16 protein-coding genes are annotated in these 16,429 nt (G+C 64.8%); 8 read left to right on the forward strand and 8 right to left on the reverse strand.

Going from position 1 to position 16,429, the window contains the following annotated elements:
- Positions 1-1,335 carry a HAMP domain-containing sensor histidine kinase gene (locus JQ573_RS00695; RefSeq protein WP_212315217.1) on the forward strand — a complete coding sequence of 445 codons (1,335 nt, stop codon included), beginning with the start codon at positions 1-3 and terminating at the stop codon, positions 1,333-1,335.
- A 43-nt stretch (positions 1,336-1,378) separates the two neighbouring features.
- Here the strand turns inward: JQ573_RS00695 and JQ573_RS00700 are convergent, their stop codons facing one another.
- The 6 genes from JQ573_RS00700 to JQ573_RS00725 all read right to left on the reverse strand — a co-directional run bounded on the left by JQ573_RS00700 (position 1,379) and on the right by JQ573_RS00725 (position 7,952).
- A complete protein-coding gene (locus JQ573_RS00700) occupies positions 1,379-2,668 on the reverse strand; it encodes a M20/M25/M40 family metallo-hydrolase (RefSeq protein ID WP_212315214.1) in 1,290 nt (429 codons plus the stop codon).
- Between the two features lie 122 nt (positions 2,669-2,790).
- A complete protein-coding gene (locus JQ573_RS00705) occupies positions 2,791-4,395 on the reverse strand; it encodes a TRAP transporter large permease subunit (protein WP_212315211.1) in 1,605 nt (534 codons plus the stop codon).
- Entirely contained in the window at positions 4,392-4,931 is a 540-nt protein-coding gene (locus tag JQ573_RS00710) for a TRAP transporter small permease subunit (RefSeq protein WP_092127299.1), read from the reverse strand. The genes JQ573_RS00705 and JQ573_RS00710 overlap by 4 nt, the downstream gene beginning before the upstream one ends.
- A 348-nt stretch (positions 4,932-5,279) precedes the next feature.
- Positions 5,280-6,314 (reverse strand): GTP 3',8-cyclase MoaA, encoded by a 1,035-nt coding sequence (moaA, locus tag JQ573_RS00715; RefSeq protein WP_050400281.1) that lies wholly within the window; start codon positions 6,312-6,314, stop codon positions 5,280-5,282.
- A gap of 313 nt (positions 6,315-6,627) precedes the next feature.
- Positions 6,628-7,110 (reverse strand): hypothetical protein, encoded by a 483-nt coding sequence (locus JQ573_RS00720; RefSeq protein WP_212315209.1) that lies wholly within the window; start codon positions 7,108-7,110, stop codon positions 6,628-6,630.
- 161 nt (positions 7,111-7,271) lie between these two features.
- Positions 7,272-7,952, reverse strand: coding sequence for an HAD hydrolase-like protein (locus JQ573_RS00725; protein WP_212315207.1), 681 nt, complete (start codon positions 7,950-7,952; stop codon positions 7,272-7,274).
- Between the two features lie 74 nt (positions 7,953-8,026).
- Between JQ573_RS00725 and JQ573_RS00730 the strand changes: the two genes are divergently transcribed.
- The 7 genes from JQ573_RS00730 to JQ573_RS00760 all read left to right on the forward strand — a co-directional run bounded on the left by JQ573_RS00730 (position 8,027) and on the right by JQ573_RS00760 (position 13,983).
- Positions 8,027-8,860, forward strand: coding sequence for an SDR family NAD(P)-dependent oxidoreductase (locus JQ573_RS00730; RefSeq protein WP_212315204.1), 834 nt, complete (start codon positions 8,027-8,029; stop codon positions 8,858-8,860).
- A gap of 106 nt (positions 8,861-8,966) precedes the next feature.
- Complete coding sequence (gene rpiA, locus JQ573_RS00735; protein ID WP_212315201.1) at positions 8,967-9,665, forward strand: ribose-5-phosphate isomerase RpiA; 699 nt, start codon at positions 8,967-8,969, stop codon at positions 9,663-9,665.
- Between the two features lie 23 nt (positions 9,666-9,688).
- Positions 9,689-10,222 carry a DUF2059 domain-containing protein gene (locus JQ573_RS00740; protein WP_212315199.1) on the forward strand — a complete coding sequence of 178 codons (534 nt, stop codon included), beginning with the start codon at positions 9,689-9,691 and terminating at the stop codon, positions 10,220-10,222.
- Positions 10,223-10,376: 154 nt separating this feature from the next.
- The gene (gor, locus tag JQ573_RS00745; RefSeq protein ID WP_212315196.1) at positions 10,377-11,762 is read left to right on the forward strand and encodes a glutathione-disulfide reductase; all 1,386 of its coding nucleotides are present in this window, start codon (positions 10,377-10,379) and stop codon (positions 11,760-11,762) included.
- Between the two features lie 45 nt (positions 11,763-11,807).
- Complete coding sequence (locus tag JQ573_RS00750) at positions 11,808-12,893, forward strand: alpha/beta fold hydrolase (protein ID WP_212315193.1); 1,086 nt, start codon at positions 11,808-11,810, stop codon at positions 12,891-12,893.
- Positions 12,894-13,362: 469 nt separating this feature from the next.
- Positions 13,363-13,572 (forward strand): DUF2934 domain-containing protein, encoded by a 210-nt coding sequence (locus JQ573_RS00755; RefSeq protein WP_212315191.1) that lies wholly within the window; start codon positions 13,363-13,365, stop codon positions 13,570-13,572.
- Positions 13,573-13,629: 57 nt separating this feature from the next.
- Positions 13,630-13,983 (forward strand): cupin domain-containing protein, encoded by a 354-nt coding sequence (locus JQ573_RS00760; protein WP_212315189.1) that lies wholly within the window; start codon positions 13,630-13,632, stop codon positions 13,981-13,983.
- 80 nt (positions 13,984-14,063) lie between these two features.
- Here JQ573_RS00760 and JQ573_RS00765 read toward each other — a convergent pair whose 3' ends face one another.
- Together JQ573_RS00765 and JQ573_RS00770 are read right to left on the reverse strand one after the other, a co-directional pair.
- Positions 14,064-14,456 carry a DUF3592 domain-containing protein gene (locus JQ573_RS00765; RefSeq protein WP_212315186.1) on the reverse strand — a complete coding sequence of 131 codons (393 nt, stop codon included), beginning with the start codon at positions 14,454-14,456 and terminating at the stop codon, positions 14,064-14,066.
- Between the two features lie 940 nt (positions 14,457-15,396).
- On the reverse strand, positions 15,397-16,323 hold the full coding sequence (locus tag JQ573_RS00770) for an alpha/beta fold hydrolase (RefSeq protein ID WP_212315183.1): 927 nt from the start codon (positions 16,321-16,323) through the stop codon (positions 15,397-15,399).
- Positions 16,324-16,429 lie beyond the last annotated feature (106 nt).

Consider the following 16,429-nt stretch of genomic DNA (forward strand, 5'->3'; position numbering starts at 1 on the left):
GTGTTCCGCTTCACGTCGCTGACCTCGCGGATCGTGTTCCTGCACATCGTGGCGGTCGCGGTCGCCGCGATCTTCCTGCCGCTGCTGCTGCTGTGGTTGCTGAATTCGGAGATCAACCAGCTGCATCGCGAAGCGATGCGCGATCAGGCCGCCGATCTCGGCCAGAACCTCGTGGTCGATTCCGCCGGCAAGGTACAGCTCAACCTGCCGGACAGCCTGAGGGGGCTCTATTCCGACGCCTATGGGCGCTATCGCTACGACATCTACGATGCCGACGACAATCTGCTGTTTTCGTCGCATCGCGGAGCGCCGCGATTGCCGGCCCTGGCCGACCGGATTTCCGGCGCCAGCGCCACCAAGCTCGTCGGCGGCCAGACGCTGCGCATCCAGGTCGCCGAGGACCTGTCGCATCGCGACGTCATCATCGATGACATCGTTTCCAACTTCTTCCGCCGAGTCGGCTGGATCACCATCCCGATCCTCCTGATCCTGCTGGCGACCGACATCCTGATCTTCCGCCGCGCCGTGATTCCGCTGCTGCGGGCTTCGGAGGAGGCCAGGAGCATCGGACCGGCCAGGACCGACATCCGTCTGCCGACGGAGGGGATTCCGAGCGAAATCCTGCCGCTGGTGACCGCCGTCAACCAGGCCTTCGATCGTCTGGAGGACGGGTTTCACGTGCAGCGCCAGTTCACCGCCGATGCCGCGCACCAACTGCGCACTCCGCTTGCGATCCTGAGGACCCGGATCGAGACGCTGGATGTAGCCAGGGGGACCAAGGAGCTGCATGCCGACATCGAGAGCATGAGCCGTATCGTCAGCCAGCTGCTCGAGATTGCCGAGCTCGATACGCTGGTGCTGGACCCCGGCGAAACCGCGGATCTGCGCGCCGTGTGCGCCGAGGTGGTCGGCTCGATCGCGCCCTATGCGCTGGCGCAGCAGAAGGACATCGCGCTGCGCGGCACCGACGGTCCGGTGCGGGTCAAGGGCAATGCCGAGATGCTGCAGCGGGCGATCTTCAATCTGGCGGAGAACGCCATCAAGTACACGGCAGACGCGACCTCGGTCGATGTCGAGGTGCACGAGGACGGTTCGGTGCAGGTGCGCGACTGCGGGCCAGGGATTGCGCCGGCCGAGCAGGGCCTGGTGTTCCAGCGCTTCTGGCGCGGCGATCGTCAGCGCCAGCGCACGGACGGGGCGGGGCTCGGGCTCTCGATCGTCCGCGGCGTCGTCGACGACCACGACGCGACGATCAAGGTCGAGAACCTGCCGTCGGGCGGTGCCCAGTTTACGCTGAGCTTCCGCCTCGCCAGGGCAGAGCCGGCGACCGCGTGAGAGGCTCGGCCTGCGGCACCTGTCGTGCCGCGGGCCGGCCGGCTTACTTCAGCTTGCCGTCGGACAGGTCCATGATCATGCGCGCGGTCAAATACAGACGCGGCACGATGCTGTTGATCTGCACGTACTCGGCATCGTTGGAGTGTGCGCCGAAGCCCGAGAGGCCCATGCCTTCAACCACGGCTCCCTTGGTCTTGAGGGCGGCAAACGCAGCGTCGGTGCCGCCGCCCGTGGCCCGCTCGGCCACGTTCAGCGGCATGCCGAGTTCCTGGTAGATCGTCTTGCCGTGGCCGGCCACGCGGCGCGAGGCGTCGTTGGCTTCGAGCGGCGGGCGGCGTACCTCGAACTTCACGTCCACCTTGGAATCGGGCAGCAGACGGTTCTTGATCTTGTCCTGCAGCGCCGTCTCGAGTTCGTCGAAGTCGGACACCTTGAGCGCACGCGCGTCGGCCTGCGCAGTGGCTTCGGCGGGGATCACGTTGCGGTTGGTGCCGGACTTCGAAACCGTCCAGTTCAGCTTCAGGCCCTGCTCGGGCTTCGACAGGTCCTTCATCTGCAGCACCTGGTGTGACAGCTCATAGAGCGCATTCACGCCGCCTTCGGGCCTGGCGCCCGCATGCGACGACTTGCCATGCACCGTGAGGTAGGCCGAGCCGATACCGCTGGTGGCGAGGCGCAGCGTGCCGCTGGCGTCGCTGCCTTCGAACGAGAACACGGCATCCTGCTCCGCGGCGACGCGGGTGATGGTGCTGCGCCAGCCGGGCGAAGAGATCTCCTCGTCGCCATTGATGAGCACCGTGAGCGTGCCGTAATCCTTGAAGTTCAGCTTCTGCAGCAGTGCGACGCTGTGGATGATGGTGGCGATGCCCTGCTTGTCGTCGGCGATGCCGAGGCCGTAGGCCTTGTCGCCATCGACGCGGAAGGGTTGGTCCTTCAGCATGCCCTTGAGATACACCGTGTCCATATGCGCGATCAGCATGATTTTCGCGCTGCCCGTGCCCTTGAAGACGGCCTGCACTGCAGGGCCGATCTTCTCCGGCGTGTCGTCCAGCCGGTAGATGTCGGTGGTCTGCAGGATGTCCACCGCGCCGCCGAGTTCTTTGAGCTGGCCGGCGATGCGCGCGGCGATCTGGTTGAGGCCTTCGATGTCGTTGCTGCCGGATTCGATCTGCACGAGGTCGCGCAGGGTGTCGAGCAGCGGCTGCTGCTCCTGTTGCGCCAGTGCGCGAATGTCGGCCGCCGGCGCCGCGTGTGCTGTGGCAGCGGCAAACGCCAGGCTGAGGGAAGCGATGAGCGGGCGAACGAACGAGCGGGCGGGATGCGATTGGGGCATGGCGGCGGTCTGTGAGTTGGAGGGCGATCCGTATCCCCGCGTCTTCACAGGACTCGACGCCGCCGTCAACGGTTCCAGCGTGCCCCGCTTCCGCAAGGGCACGCTGAAGAAGCTGGGGCCGGTTACTGCTTCGGTTGCCCGAAATCGAGCGGCGGCAGTTCGATCTGCGGCACCTCGATCTTGACCTTGTTGAGGTCGACATCGAGCGGCTTGTCGAGCAGTCCGGTGACGACGACCGGGAATGCGATCACCAGCGCCACCATGATCGCCTGCAGCCCGATCCAGGGCATTGCGCCCCAATAGATGTCGGAGCTCTTCACTTCCTTCGGCGCGACGCCACGCAGATAGAACAGCGCGAAGCCGAACGGCGGATGCAGGAACGAGGTCTGCATGTTGACGCAGAGCATCACGCCGAACCAGATCAGCGCTGCGTCGGGGCCGACCACCGGCGCCAGCACCTTCTGCGCGATCGGCGCGATCATCGGCAGGATGATGAAGGCGATCTCGAAGAAGTCGAGGAAGAACGCCAGGAAGAAGATGAAGAGGTTGATGAAGATCAGGAAGCCCCAGACGCCGCCGGGCAGCGAGGTCAGAAGATGCTCGAGCCAGACGCCGCCGGAGACGCCGAGGAACACCACCGAGAAGCAGGTCGAGCCGATCAGGATGAAGGTGACCATGCAGGTGATGCGCATGGTGGTCTCGTAGCCCTGTTTGATCAGGTCGCGCAGGTCCGGAATCTTGACGGCCTCGAGGCAGATCCAGACCACCGCGAGATAGGTGATCGCGAACGCGAGCCTGAAGATCAGGTTCTCGCTGTAGAGCATCGCGATGATGGTGCCGATGCCACCGGCGATCACGCCTGTTATCAGCACCTTGCGGCCGGTCGCGCTGAAATCCTTGTGGTGGATGGCGGCGAGCACGATGGCGCCGACCGCGCCCATGGCGCCGGCTTCCGTCGGGGTCGCAAGGCCCATCATCATGGTGCCGAGCACGACGAAGATCAGCACCGCGGAGGGGATGATGCCGAGCAGGCACTTCTTCCACAGCGCCCAGCCGGTCAGCGTGCGCGCATCGATCGGCACCGCGGGCACATGGCTCGGCTTGAAGATGCCGAGCAGGAAGGTGTAGCCGGCGAACAGCAGGATCTGGAACACCGACGGGCCCCAGGCGCCGAGATACATGTCACCGACCGATTTGCCGAGCTGGTCGGCGAGCACGATCAGGACGAGAGAGGGAGGAACAAGTTGCGTGATGGTGCCGGAGGCCGCGAGCACGCCCGTGATGTAGCGGATATTGTAGCCGTAGCGGATCATCACCGGCATCGAGATCAGCGCCATCGCGATCACCTGCGCCGCCACCGTGCCGGTGATGGCGCCGAGGATGAAGCCGACGATGATCACGGAATAGCCGAGGCCGCCGCGGATCGGGCCGAACAGCTGGCCCATCGAATCCAGCATGTCCTCGGCGAGCCCGCATCTCTCCAGTATCGCGCCCATGAAGGTGAAGAACGGGATCGCGAGCAGGAGCTCGTTGGACAGCACGCTGCCGAAGATGCGGCCCGGGATCGCCTGCAGGAAGTTGAGGTCGAAGAAGCCGAGATAGATCGAGAGAAAACCGAACGACAGGCCTACCGCGGCGAGCGTGAACGCCACCGGATAGCCGATCAGCATTGCAATGATCAGGCCGCCGAACATCAGTGGCGGCATCATCTCCAGCGTAATGGTCATTGCGTCGGCCTCTCGTACTTCGCGTCGATCGTCACATAGCCCTGCAGCGCGGCGATCCGCTTGATCACCTCGGAGACGCCTTGCAACGCGAGCATCACGAAGCCGGACGGGATAACGAACTTGATTGGCCAGCGCAGCAGACCGCCGGCATTGCCGCTCATCTCGCCGACCGCGTAGGCCTGGTGGAAGAACGGCCAGGACAGGTAGGCGAGCAGCAGACAGGAGGGGATCAGGAAGAACAGGGTGCCGATCAAGTCGAGCCAGAGCTGGCCGCGTTCGGACAGCATCAGATAGAGGATCTCGACGCGGACATGCTCATTGCGCTTGAAGGTGTAGGAGGCGCCGAACATCACGAGGATCGCAAACATGTACCACTGCGCCTCGAGCCAGCCGTTCGAGGAGTAGCTGAACGCGTAGCGGATCATGGCATTGCCGGCGCTGACCAGGCAGGCGAGCAGGACGAGGAGGTTGCAGACGTATCCGATCTTCTCGTTCAGTCGGTCGATGGCCTGACTGAGTGCCAACAATGGGCGCATCACGATCTCCACGGCCGCGCGATCCGCGCGCCGAATATTTTTCCAAGCATCATCTGGCCGCCGCACGCAGACGCACGGAGCCACGGCTCACCTTCAGGAGCAGTTGCAAGCGATCGTCCTCCCCCGAAATCCGCTTCCGCCGTTGTTAGCTGCTCTTGGCTGCCGGATCGTCGGCAGGTGCCGACAGGGGGCAGCGGCCTATCCGGCCGGGCGAGTGTGAAAGCCGGGGCACCAAATCAGCGCCGTGGAACGCCGTCAATCGGAAAATGGGCAAATTGACGGCGCGGCAAATCGTTGTCCCGCCTTGGTAATCGGGGGACGGCGCAGGCGTCGGCCGCGGGCTTTGAACTAGCCGCCGGTGACGCTCATGTGGCGGCTGACGCTCGGGCGATTGTGGCGGCGGTCGATGATGAAATCGTGCCCCTTCGGCTTCAGCCCGATCGCCCGGTCGATGGCCGCCGACAGCAGATCGTTGTCGTCGGAGGCGCGCAGCGGCCGGCGCAGGTCGGAGGCGTCCTCGTGGCCGAGGCAGGTGTGCAGCGTGCCGGTGCAGGTGATCCGCACCCGGTTGCAGGATTCGCAGAAATTGTGGGTCATCGGCGTGATGAAGCCGAGTTTGCCGCCGGTCTCGGCGACCCGGACATAGCGCGCAGGGCCGCCGGTGTCGTCGGCAAGATCGGTCAGCGTGTAGTGCTTCTCGAGCCGCGCGCGCAGCAGCGACAGCGGAACGTACTGATCGATGCGGCCCTCGCCGATGTCGCCCATCGGCATCACCTCGATCAAGGTCAGGCCCATTCCCTTGCCATGCGCCCATTCCATCAGCGCGGGAATCTCGTCCTCGTTCATGTTCTTCAGCGCGACCGCGTTGATCTTGACCGCAAGCCCGGCCGATCGCGCCGCCTCGATGCCCGACAGCACCTTGTCGATGTCGCCCCAGCGGGTGATGGCCCGGAATTTTACGGGGTCGAGCGTGTCGAGCGAGACGTTGACGCGCCGCACGCCGCAATCGGCCAGCTCCTGCGCGAAGCGCGCGAGCTGCGAACCGTTGGTGGTCAGTGTCAGTTCGTCGAGCGCGCCGGTCGAAAGATGGCGCGACAGCGAACGCACCAGGCCCATCACATTGCGGCGGACCAGCGGCTCGCCGCCGGTCAGGCGGATCTTGCGCACGCCCTTGGCGACGAAGGCCGAGCACAGGCGGTCGAGCTCTTCCAGCGTCAGCAGATCGGCCTTCGGCAGGAAGGTCATGTCTTCCGACATGCAGTAGAAGCAGCGCAGGTCGCAGCGGTCGGTGACGGAGACGCGCAGGTAACGGATCGTCCGGCCGAACGGATCGGTCATCGGACGAAACAGCGTGTCGGAATGCGCCTGCGTGGATCCGTTCATTCAACCCGAGCCTTCAAGCCAAGCCTTTAAGCCGAGACCTTAACTCAAGACCTCAACTCAAGTCTTGAAATGTGTCCCTGTGTGCGGAGCCGAGCTCGGCTCCAGGCCCACAATCTATGCACGTTGGCGCGCCGTCACAATGCGTCCGTAAGGATGATCCGCAACATGCAACGCTGATCGCGCGCGATAGGTGAGACAGATCGCGCGATGCATGATCGCAATCGCCGATGTGTCTCCACGAAATACAAAAACCCGGCTTTGGGCCGGGCTCTTGTGCAGTGCAATCTCGATCAAACGCGCGCAGCGTTGCGCATCAGCGTGTGGGCGCGGCGGCCGGCGGCGGTGCCGCGCTCGGAGCAGGGAACGCCGCGTCCGGAGCGGCAGGAGCCGCAGCGGCAGCCGGCTTCGGCTTCTTCTTTTTCGGCCGCATCGCCTTATGCCCGCGCGGCGGCGGGCCGGCGGGCTGCAGCTCGGCGAACACCGGGCTCGGATCGAGCGTCGTGGTGGCCGGGCTGGTGAAGTCCCCCGGCGAGCGGGTGACCGTCACCGGTACCGTCGCCGGCTGGAACTTCGGCATGTTGAAGGTGACGGTGAAGTTGGCCTCCGGCGCCGGGATCGACACCGAGCAGGGCGTCTTGCAACCCGGTCCGATCGAGGTCACGGCGTCGGCGCCTTGCGGTGCCGAATCCAGCTGCACCTGCATCGGCGGCGGTGCCGACTTGAACGAATCCAATGAGAACGAAGAGCAGCCGGCCAGGCTCAGCCCGGCGGCCGCAATCACGATGATACGACGCATGATCCACACTCTTACTGCGGCAATCAGCCACAATCCCCGGGCCGACCATAGGAGCGTCGGAACAGAGGTGCAACAGGGGGAGGTCTGTTCGTTAAAGGATGGTTAACGAAAAATTCGCATGGCAAAATATTGCCAAGCAATATCAATGCGTTGTGGAAATCTTATGCGCCGCCGAGGCTGGCGACGGCGTCCGGCAGATCGCGCATATGGCTGATCAGCCGGTCCGGCTTCAGCTCGGTCATCGGGACGTCGGTGTAGCCGAAATCGACGCCGATCACCGGAACGCTGGCGCGCCGGGCGACCCCGACATCGGGACCGGCATCGCCGACCATGATGGCGCCGGGCAGCTTTCCGCCGGCGCGCGCGACGGTCTCGCGCAGGAACGCCGGATCGGGCTTGGCGACGCCGAATGTGTCCTGGCCGCAGATCGCGGCAAAGCGCGGCGTCAGGCCGAGCCGGTCGAGCAGCAGCTTCGATAGCCATTCCAGCTTGTTGGTGCAGACCGCGAACCGATGGCCCTTGGCCCCGAGCCGGTCGAGCGCGGCTTCGAGCCCGTCGAACGGGCGCGAGCCGTCGGCGATGTGCTCGGCGTAATAGTCGATGAAATCCTTGGTCAGGCGATCGAGGTCCGCGAGGCTGACCACGCGTCCGTCCACCTCGAGCCCGCGCTCGAGCAGCTTGCGCGCGCCGGCGCCGATCATGTTGCGGGCCGCCGACAGCGGAACCGGCTGCAGGCCTTCGCGGTCGAGCACATAATTCAGCGCGCTGATCAGGTCAGGCGCGGTGTCGACCAGCGTGCCGTCGAGATCGAACACGATGATGGGGGGAGAGGAGGCGGACATCTGTTTCTGGCTATCGGGCAGCGCGGCGCGATGCAAGCGAAGATGCTAGTGTCGCGCAAAAAAGGGAGGCTCGGATGCGGGAACTTGCCGGAAAAGCCGCTTTTGTCACCGGTGCGGCCAGCGGAATCGGCCTCGCCATGGCAACCGCGTTCGCGCGCGAGGGCATGAAGGTGATGCTCGCCGACATCGAAACCGGCGCGCTGGACAAGGCCGTCGATGCGTTGCGGGCAGGTGGCGCGGATGTCCATGGCGTGGTCTGCGACGTCGCCGATCCCGCAAGCGTCGACCGTGCGGCAGAGGCATCGTTCCGCGCCTTCGGCAACGTCCACGTTGTCTGCAACAATGCCGGCGTCGCGGCCGGTGGCGGCATCGATCAGATCTCGATCGAGAATTGGCGCTGGGTGATCGACGTCAACCTGATGGGCGTCGTGCACGGCATCAGGAGCTTCCTGCCGCATATCCGCGGGCACGGCGAGGGCGGTCATATCGTCAACACCGCCTCGATGGCCGGCATGAATGCCGGGCTCGGCGTCAGCCCTTATTCGGCGACCAAATTCGCCATCGTCAGCCTGTCCGAAGGGCTTTCGGCGCAACTGAAGCCGCTGGGGATCGGCGTCAGCGTGCTCTGTCCGAGCTATGTGCGGACCCGGATCGGCGAGAGCGGGCGCAATCGCCCGGCGCAGTACGGGCCGCCCCGCCAACTCGATCCGGCAAGCCCGATGGCCGCTGTCGTTGCCGAGATCGCGCGCCGCCTGGAAGCTGGTCTCGATCCGGCGTCGGTTGCCGCCCGCGTGCTGGCCGCGATTCACGACGACCAGCTCTATGTTTTCACCCATCCCGGGATGCGGGCCGAGGTCGAGGACCGTTTTGCGGCGATTTTGGCCGCGATGGATGCCGTTTCGGCCTAAAGACGGGCCCGGATGGCGCTATTCCTGCCCGTGAATCGAGGCTAGATATGCGCCCGCCGGGCGGCCGATGGCGCGCCCGTAACGGACAACCGAGGGGCTATCGGCCGTGGACATGGACGCACTGAAACGCCAGGCGGCGGCGCGCGCGCTCGAAGAGGTGCGCGACGGCATGAAGCTCGGGCTCGGTACCGGGTCGACCGCCAAGCATTTCGTCGAGCTGCTCGGCGAGAAGGTCCGATCAGGCATGAAGGTGATCGGCGTGCCGACCTCGGAGGCGACCCGGGCGGACGCGATCCGCTGCGGCGTCCCGCTGACCACGCTGGACGAGGTCGATCATCTCGACCTCACCATCGACGGCGCCGACGAGATCGACCCCGCGCTCAATCTGATCAAGGGCGGCGGCGGAGCGCTGCTGCGCGAGAAGATCGTGGCGGCCGCCAGTGATCGCATGATCGTGATCGCCGACGACAGCAAATGGGTCGAGGTGCTCGGCCGCTTTCCGCTGCCGGTCGAGGTGATCCCGTTCGGGCTCGCCGCGACAGAGGCCGCGATGGCGCGGGCGTTCGCCGAGGCCGGCGTGTCCGGCCAAATGATCATCCGTAAGGGCAAGGACGGTCACGTTTTTGTCACCGATGGCGGCCACTGGATCGTCGATGCCCATCTCGGCCGGATCGGCGACCCGCCGCGTCTCGCCGGTTTGCTCAGCATGATCCCGGGCGTGGTTGAACATGGCCTGTTCATCGGGCTTGGCAGCGTCGCCGTTCTGGCCGGCGCACAGGGAATTCGGGTTGTTGAACGGCGCTAACGCCGCAAGCAAGGAGACTTGGAATGAAGCGTTTTTCGGGACTTTTGTCGGCAGTGGCCCTGGCGGCTGGCCTCGCGCTCGCGGCCGCACCGGCCATGGCGCAGCAGCAGCTGCCCCCCATGCCCAAGGTCAAGCAGTCGACCCCCGCGGCGATTGCGGCTGCCAAGGAAATCCTGACGATGAAGAACGTGGCGGTGATGTATTCCGGCGCCGTTCCGGGCATCATCGAGAAGACCAAGACCGGTCTGCTGCAGCAGTACCTGAACTACCAGAAGGATCTCGACGAGGTGGCGCTGGTCGTCGCCAAGCAGTTCGCGGGCGGCGAGAAGGAGATCGGCGAAGGCATGGCGCAGATCTACGCCGCCGAGTTCACCGAGCAGGAGCTGAAGGACCTCGTGACGTTCTACAAGACCCCGCTCGGTCAGAAGCTTTTGACCGCGGAGCCCACGGCAATCAACGGATCGCTGCAATACATGCAGCAGTGGGCGCAGCAGTTCGGCGTGATCGTCAACGGCCAGTTCAAGGCCGAGATGAAGAAGCGCGGCAAGGACATCTAAGAGTCTTGTCACCTCGCCCCGCTTGCGGGGAGAGGTCGACACGTAGTGCCGGGTGAGGGGGACTCTCCGCGAGTCGGATTCGTGGAGGCGGGCCCCCACCCCAACCCTCTCCCCGCAAGGGCGGGGCGAGGGAGAAGGAAGAAAGAGGGTTGCCATGGCCGAGTTTGACGTCGACCTGTTTGTCATCGGTGGTGGTTCGGGCGGCGTTCGTGCCGCCCGCATCGCCGCCAATTATGGCGCGAAGGTCATGGTCGCCGAAGAGTACCGGATGGGCGGCACCTGCGTGATCCGCGGCTGCGTGCCGAAGAAGCTGTTCGTGATCGGCAGCCACGTCCACCAGGAGATCGAGGACGCCGCCGGCTTCGGCTGGAGCATCGGCCAGGTCTCGTTCGATTGGGCGACGCTCGTCGCCAACAAGGACAAGGAGATTGCCCGGCTCGAGGGCGCCTACACCACCAATGTCGAGAGGTCGGGCGCCAGGATCGTCAAGACCCGCGCGGTGCTCGAGGATACCCACACCATCAGGCTCGCCACCGGCGAGAAGGTGACGGCGAAATACATCCTGATCGCCACCGGCGGCGCGCCCAATCACGGGCCGGCGGTTCCCGGCATCGAGCACGTGATCTCCTCCAACGAGGCGTTTCACCTGAAGGAGCTGCCGAAGCGGATCGTGATCCAGGGCGGCGGCTACATCGCGCTGGAATTCGCCGGCATCTTTGCCGGCTACGGCTCCGACGTGTCAGTAGTCTACCGCGGCGACAACATCCTGCGCGGCTTCGACGAGGACGTGCGCAAGCATGTCCGCACCGAGATGGAGAAGCGCGGCATCACCATCATCACCGGCTGCACGGTGGCGAAGATCGACAAGCACGGCCGCGATTTCACCACCCATCTGTCCAACGGCTCGAGCATCGCCTCCGACCAGGTGATGTTCGCGATCGGCCGGCATCCCAATGTCAGGGGTCTCGGGCTCGAGGCCGCCGGCGTCGCCATCAATCCCGCCAATGGCGGCGTCCAGGTCGACGGCTGGTCGAAGACCTCGGTCGACAACATCTACGCGGTCGGCGACGTCACCCACCGCACCAATCTGACCCCGGTCGCGATCCGCGAGGGCCATGCCTTCGCTGACACTGTGTTCGGCAAGCGCCCGGTGCAGGTCGACCACGCGACGATCCCGACCGCGGTGTTCTCGCAGCCGGAGGTCGGCACCGTCGGCCTCACCGAAGAAGAGGCGCGGGCGCAGTACAGCCACGTCGACATCTACAAGACCGATTTCCGCCCGATCAAGGCGACGATGTCCGGCCGCGACACCCGCGTGCTGATGAAGCTCGTGGTCGACGGTTCGAGCGACCGCGTGCTCGGCTGCCACATCGTCGGCGATGCCGCCGCGGAAACGATCCAGGCGATCGCGATCGCCGTGAAGATGAAGGCGACCAAGGCCGATTTCGACGCCACCGTCGCGCTGCACCCGACCGCGGCGGAGGAACTGGTGACGATGCGGACGCCAACCGCGCGCCACGTGCGTCAGGCCGCGGAGTAGGGCGCGCCACCGGGGTGTTCCTGCGTCCCGGAGGGAGAGCTTCCGATGTGGTTTCTGGCGCTCTTGCCGATCATGCTCGCGGCGCCGGATCTCGCATTTGCCGAGGACGCCGCATTCAAGGTCGGTGTCACCACGCGCGATTTCATTCCGGCCGAGCCTTACGACTGGCGCGGCGCCAGCGCGCATGTGCTCCGCGCCGTGATTTGGTATCCGGCTGCAGCTGATGCGCACGAGCAGCCGCAATGGATCGGGCCACGCCTCGTCCCGCTGGTCAGCACTGGACGCGCCGCGCCCGACGCGGCGCCGGCAGAGGGGCCACCACGTCCGCTCGTTCTGCTGTCGCATGGCTTCGGCGGCATCGCGACCGATCTCGCCTGGCTCGGCGCGGGGCTTGCGGCGCACGGCTTCATCGCCGTTGCGGTCAACCACCCCGGCAACAATCGATCCGAGGACAGGACGGTCGACGGTTATGCGCTGAAGTGGCTGCGCGCCGTCGACCTCAGCCGGGTGATTGACGCCATGCGCACCGACCGGACCTTCGGCGACCGGATCGACCCGGCGCGGATCGGCGCTCTCGGCCATTCGTACGGCGGCTACACCGTCATCGCCATCGCCGGCGGCATCACCGATCCGGAGCGGACTCAGGCTTTCTGCCGTTCGCCCGCCGCTGACGCGTTGTGTACGTCGCAGACTGGCGCGACGGAGCTGCGCCAGAAGAGCGTGATACGCCTGACTACCGATCCCGATTTCCGGCAGCGCTACAGCCTTGGTGGCCAGTCCTATCGCGATGAGCGCGTTCGCGCCGTGTTCGCGATGGCGCCGGGGCCGGTGCCGGCCTTCACGCCGGAGAGCCTTGGCGCCATATCGATCCCGGTCGCGATCGTCGCGGGAAGCGCCGACGAGATCACGCCGCCGGCCTCGGGCGCCGAGGCGCTCGGCAAGGCTATTCCGCATGCGACGCTGAGGCTGTTTCCGCACGCGGGCCACTTTGTCTTCTTCGACACCTGTACCGCGGTAGGGCGTCTGGTGATCGGGGCTGTCTGCCGCGATCCCGATGGCGTCGACCGCGAGGCGGTCCATGCCGAGACGATCGGCCTTGCGCTCGATTTCTTCACCGCAAGCTTGCGCTGAGCAGCCGCGGTGGCCTGGTGCGGATCTGGCGATCGGGAGCCGGGGAACGAGCCTGCCTGAAAAGTCCAACGCCGCCCGCTTAAAATACATGCGAGCGGCGTTGTCTCTAGCCCCAGGAAGGTCATTGCAAAATCCTGATAACCTTAAGTCTGTAGAAGCGCGCAAAGGTTTCATACCTCAGAAGGGGTAGGTTGCTTCCGCAAGACCGGCGCACTGCCGACGGCCGCTGCTGGTGCCGGGGAATTAGGGCACCTTTGTTGACATGCATATCCACTGGGGACTTTTCCCCTTGGGCCGCTCTCCGCGCGCGCTCAAATCAGATCGAGCTTCCGGCAAATGGCCTGCGCGCCGGCGCTTGTGCACAGATGGTGCGATGGGCAGCGCGGCGATCTCGCGCGCCTTGGAACCTTGCGCTATGCTGGCAGTTCCACTCCAAACGGTTTGATGTCTCAAATTGAGGGAGCCGCCCATGACAGGCCCAACCGAGCAGGAGATTCGGACCCGCGCCTACGAATTGTGGAAGGATGCCGGCGAACCGCCGGGCATGATGGATCAGCTCTGGTACAAGGCCGAACGGGAACTGCTGGCGCGCAAGGCCGCCAACGGCGAAGCGCCCTGCGGAATGAACGGACACAACGGGCCGACGACGTATCCGGAGAAGTTGAGGGGCGTGCATTGAGTGTGTCGCGCGGCTGAGCTAACGAGCCCGGCAAGCTGGCCCGGACCCGGAGGCATCATGAGCGACGCGATCGACCTTTCGCAGAAACTATCGACATTCTCCGATCACTGGTCGCCGCGCACCGTCGCGCAATTCAACGCCTGCGACGTGATGGTGGTGAAGGTGCAGGGCGAGTTCGTCTGGCACAAGCATGACGACACCGACGACTTCTTCCTCGTGCTGAAAGGCGTGCTCGACATCGAGCTGCGCGACCGCACCGTGACGTTGAAAGAGGGCCAGATGTACATCGTGCCGAAGGGCGTCGAGCATCGGCCGGTCGCACGGGAAGAGGTGCATCTGTTGCTGATCGAGCCGACGGGCACGCCGAACACGGGAGATGCGGCGACGGCGGCGCCGCGGAAGGTGGTGTGAGATCGGCGTGGCGCTTGAACGAGATGCGCTGCGATCAAGGACGTTGAGGGCTTTCAACACCAAGCTTTAGTCGTGGTCGCCTAGTGCGCGAACTGTACTCCAATTGCATTCAGGGCCACGTGCAAGACCACGGTTGTGGCGACAATTGCGCCAATCAACCAAAGCATCTTTAGGCCTGCGGAGTGTTTGATGTCAGCATTCTGCGGATCGCTCGGGTCATATGTGATCCGCGTCTGACAACCAACGGGCCAGAGGGCAAGATTCGAACCCACATTCGAGATAAAAGTCACTTGCTGGCCGTCCGTTGTTTGAAATCGAATCTGCGGATGCGGCACGCGCGTTGCTAATCCCCTCATAGGCAAGTCAATGACGGTTCCCCAGGCCATTGCTGTGCGGCGTCGCTCCCCGAAGGAATCGGCGAAGCGCCAGTACAAGGTCACGCAAATGATCGCGATCCCCATCTGCGTAAGCATTTCTACGGCTTTCCTAGGGGGAAAAGATCAACTCAGACCGCGCGAGCTAATGGTCGCCAATTGCAGCAGAGACTCGTTGCGCTCGTTGTATTCTAAATAGACAACAAGGCGCTGCGCAAATCCGTGAAATTCCCCAACTCAATCAACGCGATCACACCTGTCCAGTCTTCCCGCGGAAAATATTCCGCTTGGCGTTTGACCCAACTCAGATGTTCAATTGGCCCGTCTCACCCGATCGAGGGGCGCTGCGCATCGTCAGGAGTGTTGCGGTGAGATGCGGTGGACGCCGGGCATGCGAGAGACGACATGCATGCGAGGCGGACGGCGAAATCGTGTGGTCCTGACGCCCTAGCGGCAGGTGTCCTCGTGCAAGACGCGTTGCGTCATGCACGGGCGGTGACAAGCAAGCCCAGTCTCGCCGGGGAGAGCACGTATAAGCCGTAACCCATCGCGCAGGGAAAGCCGGGATGTTTCCGGTGACACCTGTGGTCCGACCTCCGGTGCTTTTTGTTGCACCGGACCCATGGGTGCGATCGGCACCCGGCTTTCCCTGCGCCCTCTGAGCAAAGAGTGGCGAAACAAGATGCAAAACTTCGGACAGATAATGTCGCGAGAATGCAAAGCTGCGTCCTCATCCTCAGCTGTCATCGCCCGTGCATGCGGGCGATCCAGTACGCCGCGGCCTCTCGGTTCAGCAATGACTGCCTCTGGAATACTGGATCGCCCGGTCGAGCCGGGCGATGACACCGAGATGAGGTCCGCAATAGCGGTGTGTCGTATCGCGCGGGAGCAATCCTCATCGTCGTCCTGGCGAAGGCCAGGACCCATTACCCCAAATCTCAATTGTTGCGCGACGCTGGGGCCGCGTTCCCGTTCACAAGCAAATTCGGTGGTTATGGGTCCTGGCTTTCGCCAGGACGACGGATGGAGACGATTGCGCTCACCCCTCCGCCTCGAGCCACTCCGCGGCGCCGCGCCACAGGGCGTCGCGGTGTTCGCTGCGGAAGAAGCCGAAATGGCCGATCGCTTTCGCGCCGGCATCGGCGGGACGGATCGAGATGATCTCCGGCGTGATCGAGGTGAAGGCGGAGCACAGCAGCTCGACCGCCGGCCGCGTCGCCCAGCTGTCGTCGGTGATGACAAGCGCGCGGAGCTTGCCCTTGAACTTCGGAAAATTTTCGCGCGCTGCGAGCGCCGGATCATCGAGCAGGTAGCGCTCGCGCATCACCCAGCCGCGCCATTGCTCGAACACGCCCCGCGGCAGGTCCATGCCGAGGCCGGCCCAGGCGGGCACATAGCCGAGCGTGCGCGCCAGCGGCAGGCCGATGCCGTTCATGAAGGCGACGACGCGGTAGCGCTCGGGCGAGGCCATCAGCTTCCAGGTGGCGGCCTGCGAGGCGACCAGCAGTGCGCGCGGAATTTCAGCGTTGTTGGCAAGGAGCCCTAGCGACTGGCCGCCGAAGGAGTGGCCGACATAGGCGAAGGGCAGATCGCGGTAGCGGTCGCGCATCCAGCTCACCGCGGCGGTGGTGTCGAGCGCGGCCCAGTCCGCCATCGTGGCCTTGAAGCCGGCCAGCGACTTCGGCTTGTTGAGGCCGGTTGCCGCCATTGGCCTCGAGTCGCCGGTGCCGCGGTAGTCGTAGGTCAAGACCGCCGCGCCGCGGCGGGCCAGATAGCCGGCAAAGCCGCGATAGACCTTGCGGGGCACGGCGGTCGCCGAGTTGATCAGGACGGCGTGGCGCTTCCTGCCGCGCGGCAGGAACAGCGTCGCGGCGAGCGGATAGCCGTCCGCGGCCGGCACGACGATGTCGTCGCTAAAAACGTCGTCCAGCGCTGTGGCGGCTGCGGCAATTTCCCTGGCATTCATGGTATGGTCCAGCAAATGCGAATTCGTATTTTCCTGCAAGAGTTTGACGGGATTGCAGGAATCCTTCTAGCGGCGGGGCGGGCGGCTGTGTATAAGCCCACCTTTC

The organism is Bradyrhizobium sp. AUGA SZCCT0105 (genome assembly GCF_018129565.1).
Taxonomy (GTDB): Bacteria; Pseudomonadota; Alphaproteobacteria; order Rhizobiales; family Xanthobacteraceae; genus Bradyrhizobium.

Coding starts and splice junctions, on each gene's coding strand:
- JQ573_RS00700 (WP_212315214.1), bottom strand. CDS start 2,668: ATGCCCCAATCGCATCCCGCCCGCTCGTTCGTTCGCCCGCTCATCGCT.
- JQ573_RS00705 (WP_212315211.1), bottom strand. CDS start 4,395: ATGACCATTACGCTGGAGATGATGCCGCCACTGATGTTCGGCGGCCTG.
- JQ573_RS00770 (WP_212315183.1), bottom strand. CDS start 16,323: ATGAATGCCAGGGAAATTGCCGCAGCCGCCACAGCGCTGGACGACGTT.
- JQ573_RS00740 (WP_212315199.1), top strand. CDS start 9,689: ATGAAGCGTTTTTCGGGACTTTTGTCGGCAGTGGCCCTGGCGGCTGGC.
- JQ573_RS00750 (WP_212315193.1), top strand. CDS start 11,808: ATGTGGTTTCTGGCGCTCTTGCCGATCATGCTCGCGGCGCCGGATCTC.
- moaA (WP_050400281.1), bottom strand. CDS start 6,314: ATGAACGGATCCACGCAGGCGCATTCCGACACGCTGTTTCGTCCGATG.
- gor (WP_212315196.1), top strand. CDS start 10,377: ATGGCCGAGTTTGACGTCGACCTGTTTGTCATCGGTGGTGGTTCGGGC.
- JQ573_RS00755 (WP_212315191.1), top strand. CDS start 13,363: ATGACAGGCCCAACCGAGCAGGAGATTCGGACCCGCGCCTACGAATTG.
- JQ573_RS00720 (WP_212315209.1), bottom strand. CDS start 7,110: ATGCGTCGTATCATCGTGATTGCGGCCGCCGGGCTGAGCCTGGCCGGC.
- JQ573_RS00725 (WP_212315207.1), bottom strand. CDS start 7,952: ATGTCCGCCTCCTCTCCCCCCATCATCGTGTTCGATCTCGACGGCACG.
- JQ573_RS00765 (WP_212315186.1), bottom strand. CDS start 14,456: ATGCTTACGCAGATGGGGATCGCGATCATTTGCGTGACCTTGTACTGG.
- JQ573_RS00760 (WP_212315189.1), top strand. CDS start 13,630: ATGAGCGACGCGATCGACCTTTCGCAGAAACTATCGACATTCTCCGAT.
- JQ573_RS00710 (WP_092127299.1), bottom strand. CDS start 4,931: ATGCGCCCATTGTTGGCACTCAGTCAGGCCATCGACCGACTGAACGAG.
- JQ573_RS00730 (WP_212315204.1), top strand. CDS start 8,027: ATGCGGGAACTTGCCGGAAAAGCCGCTTTTGTCACCGGTGCGGCCAGC.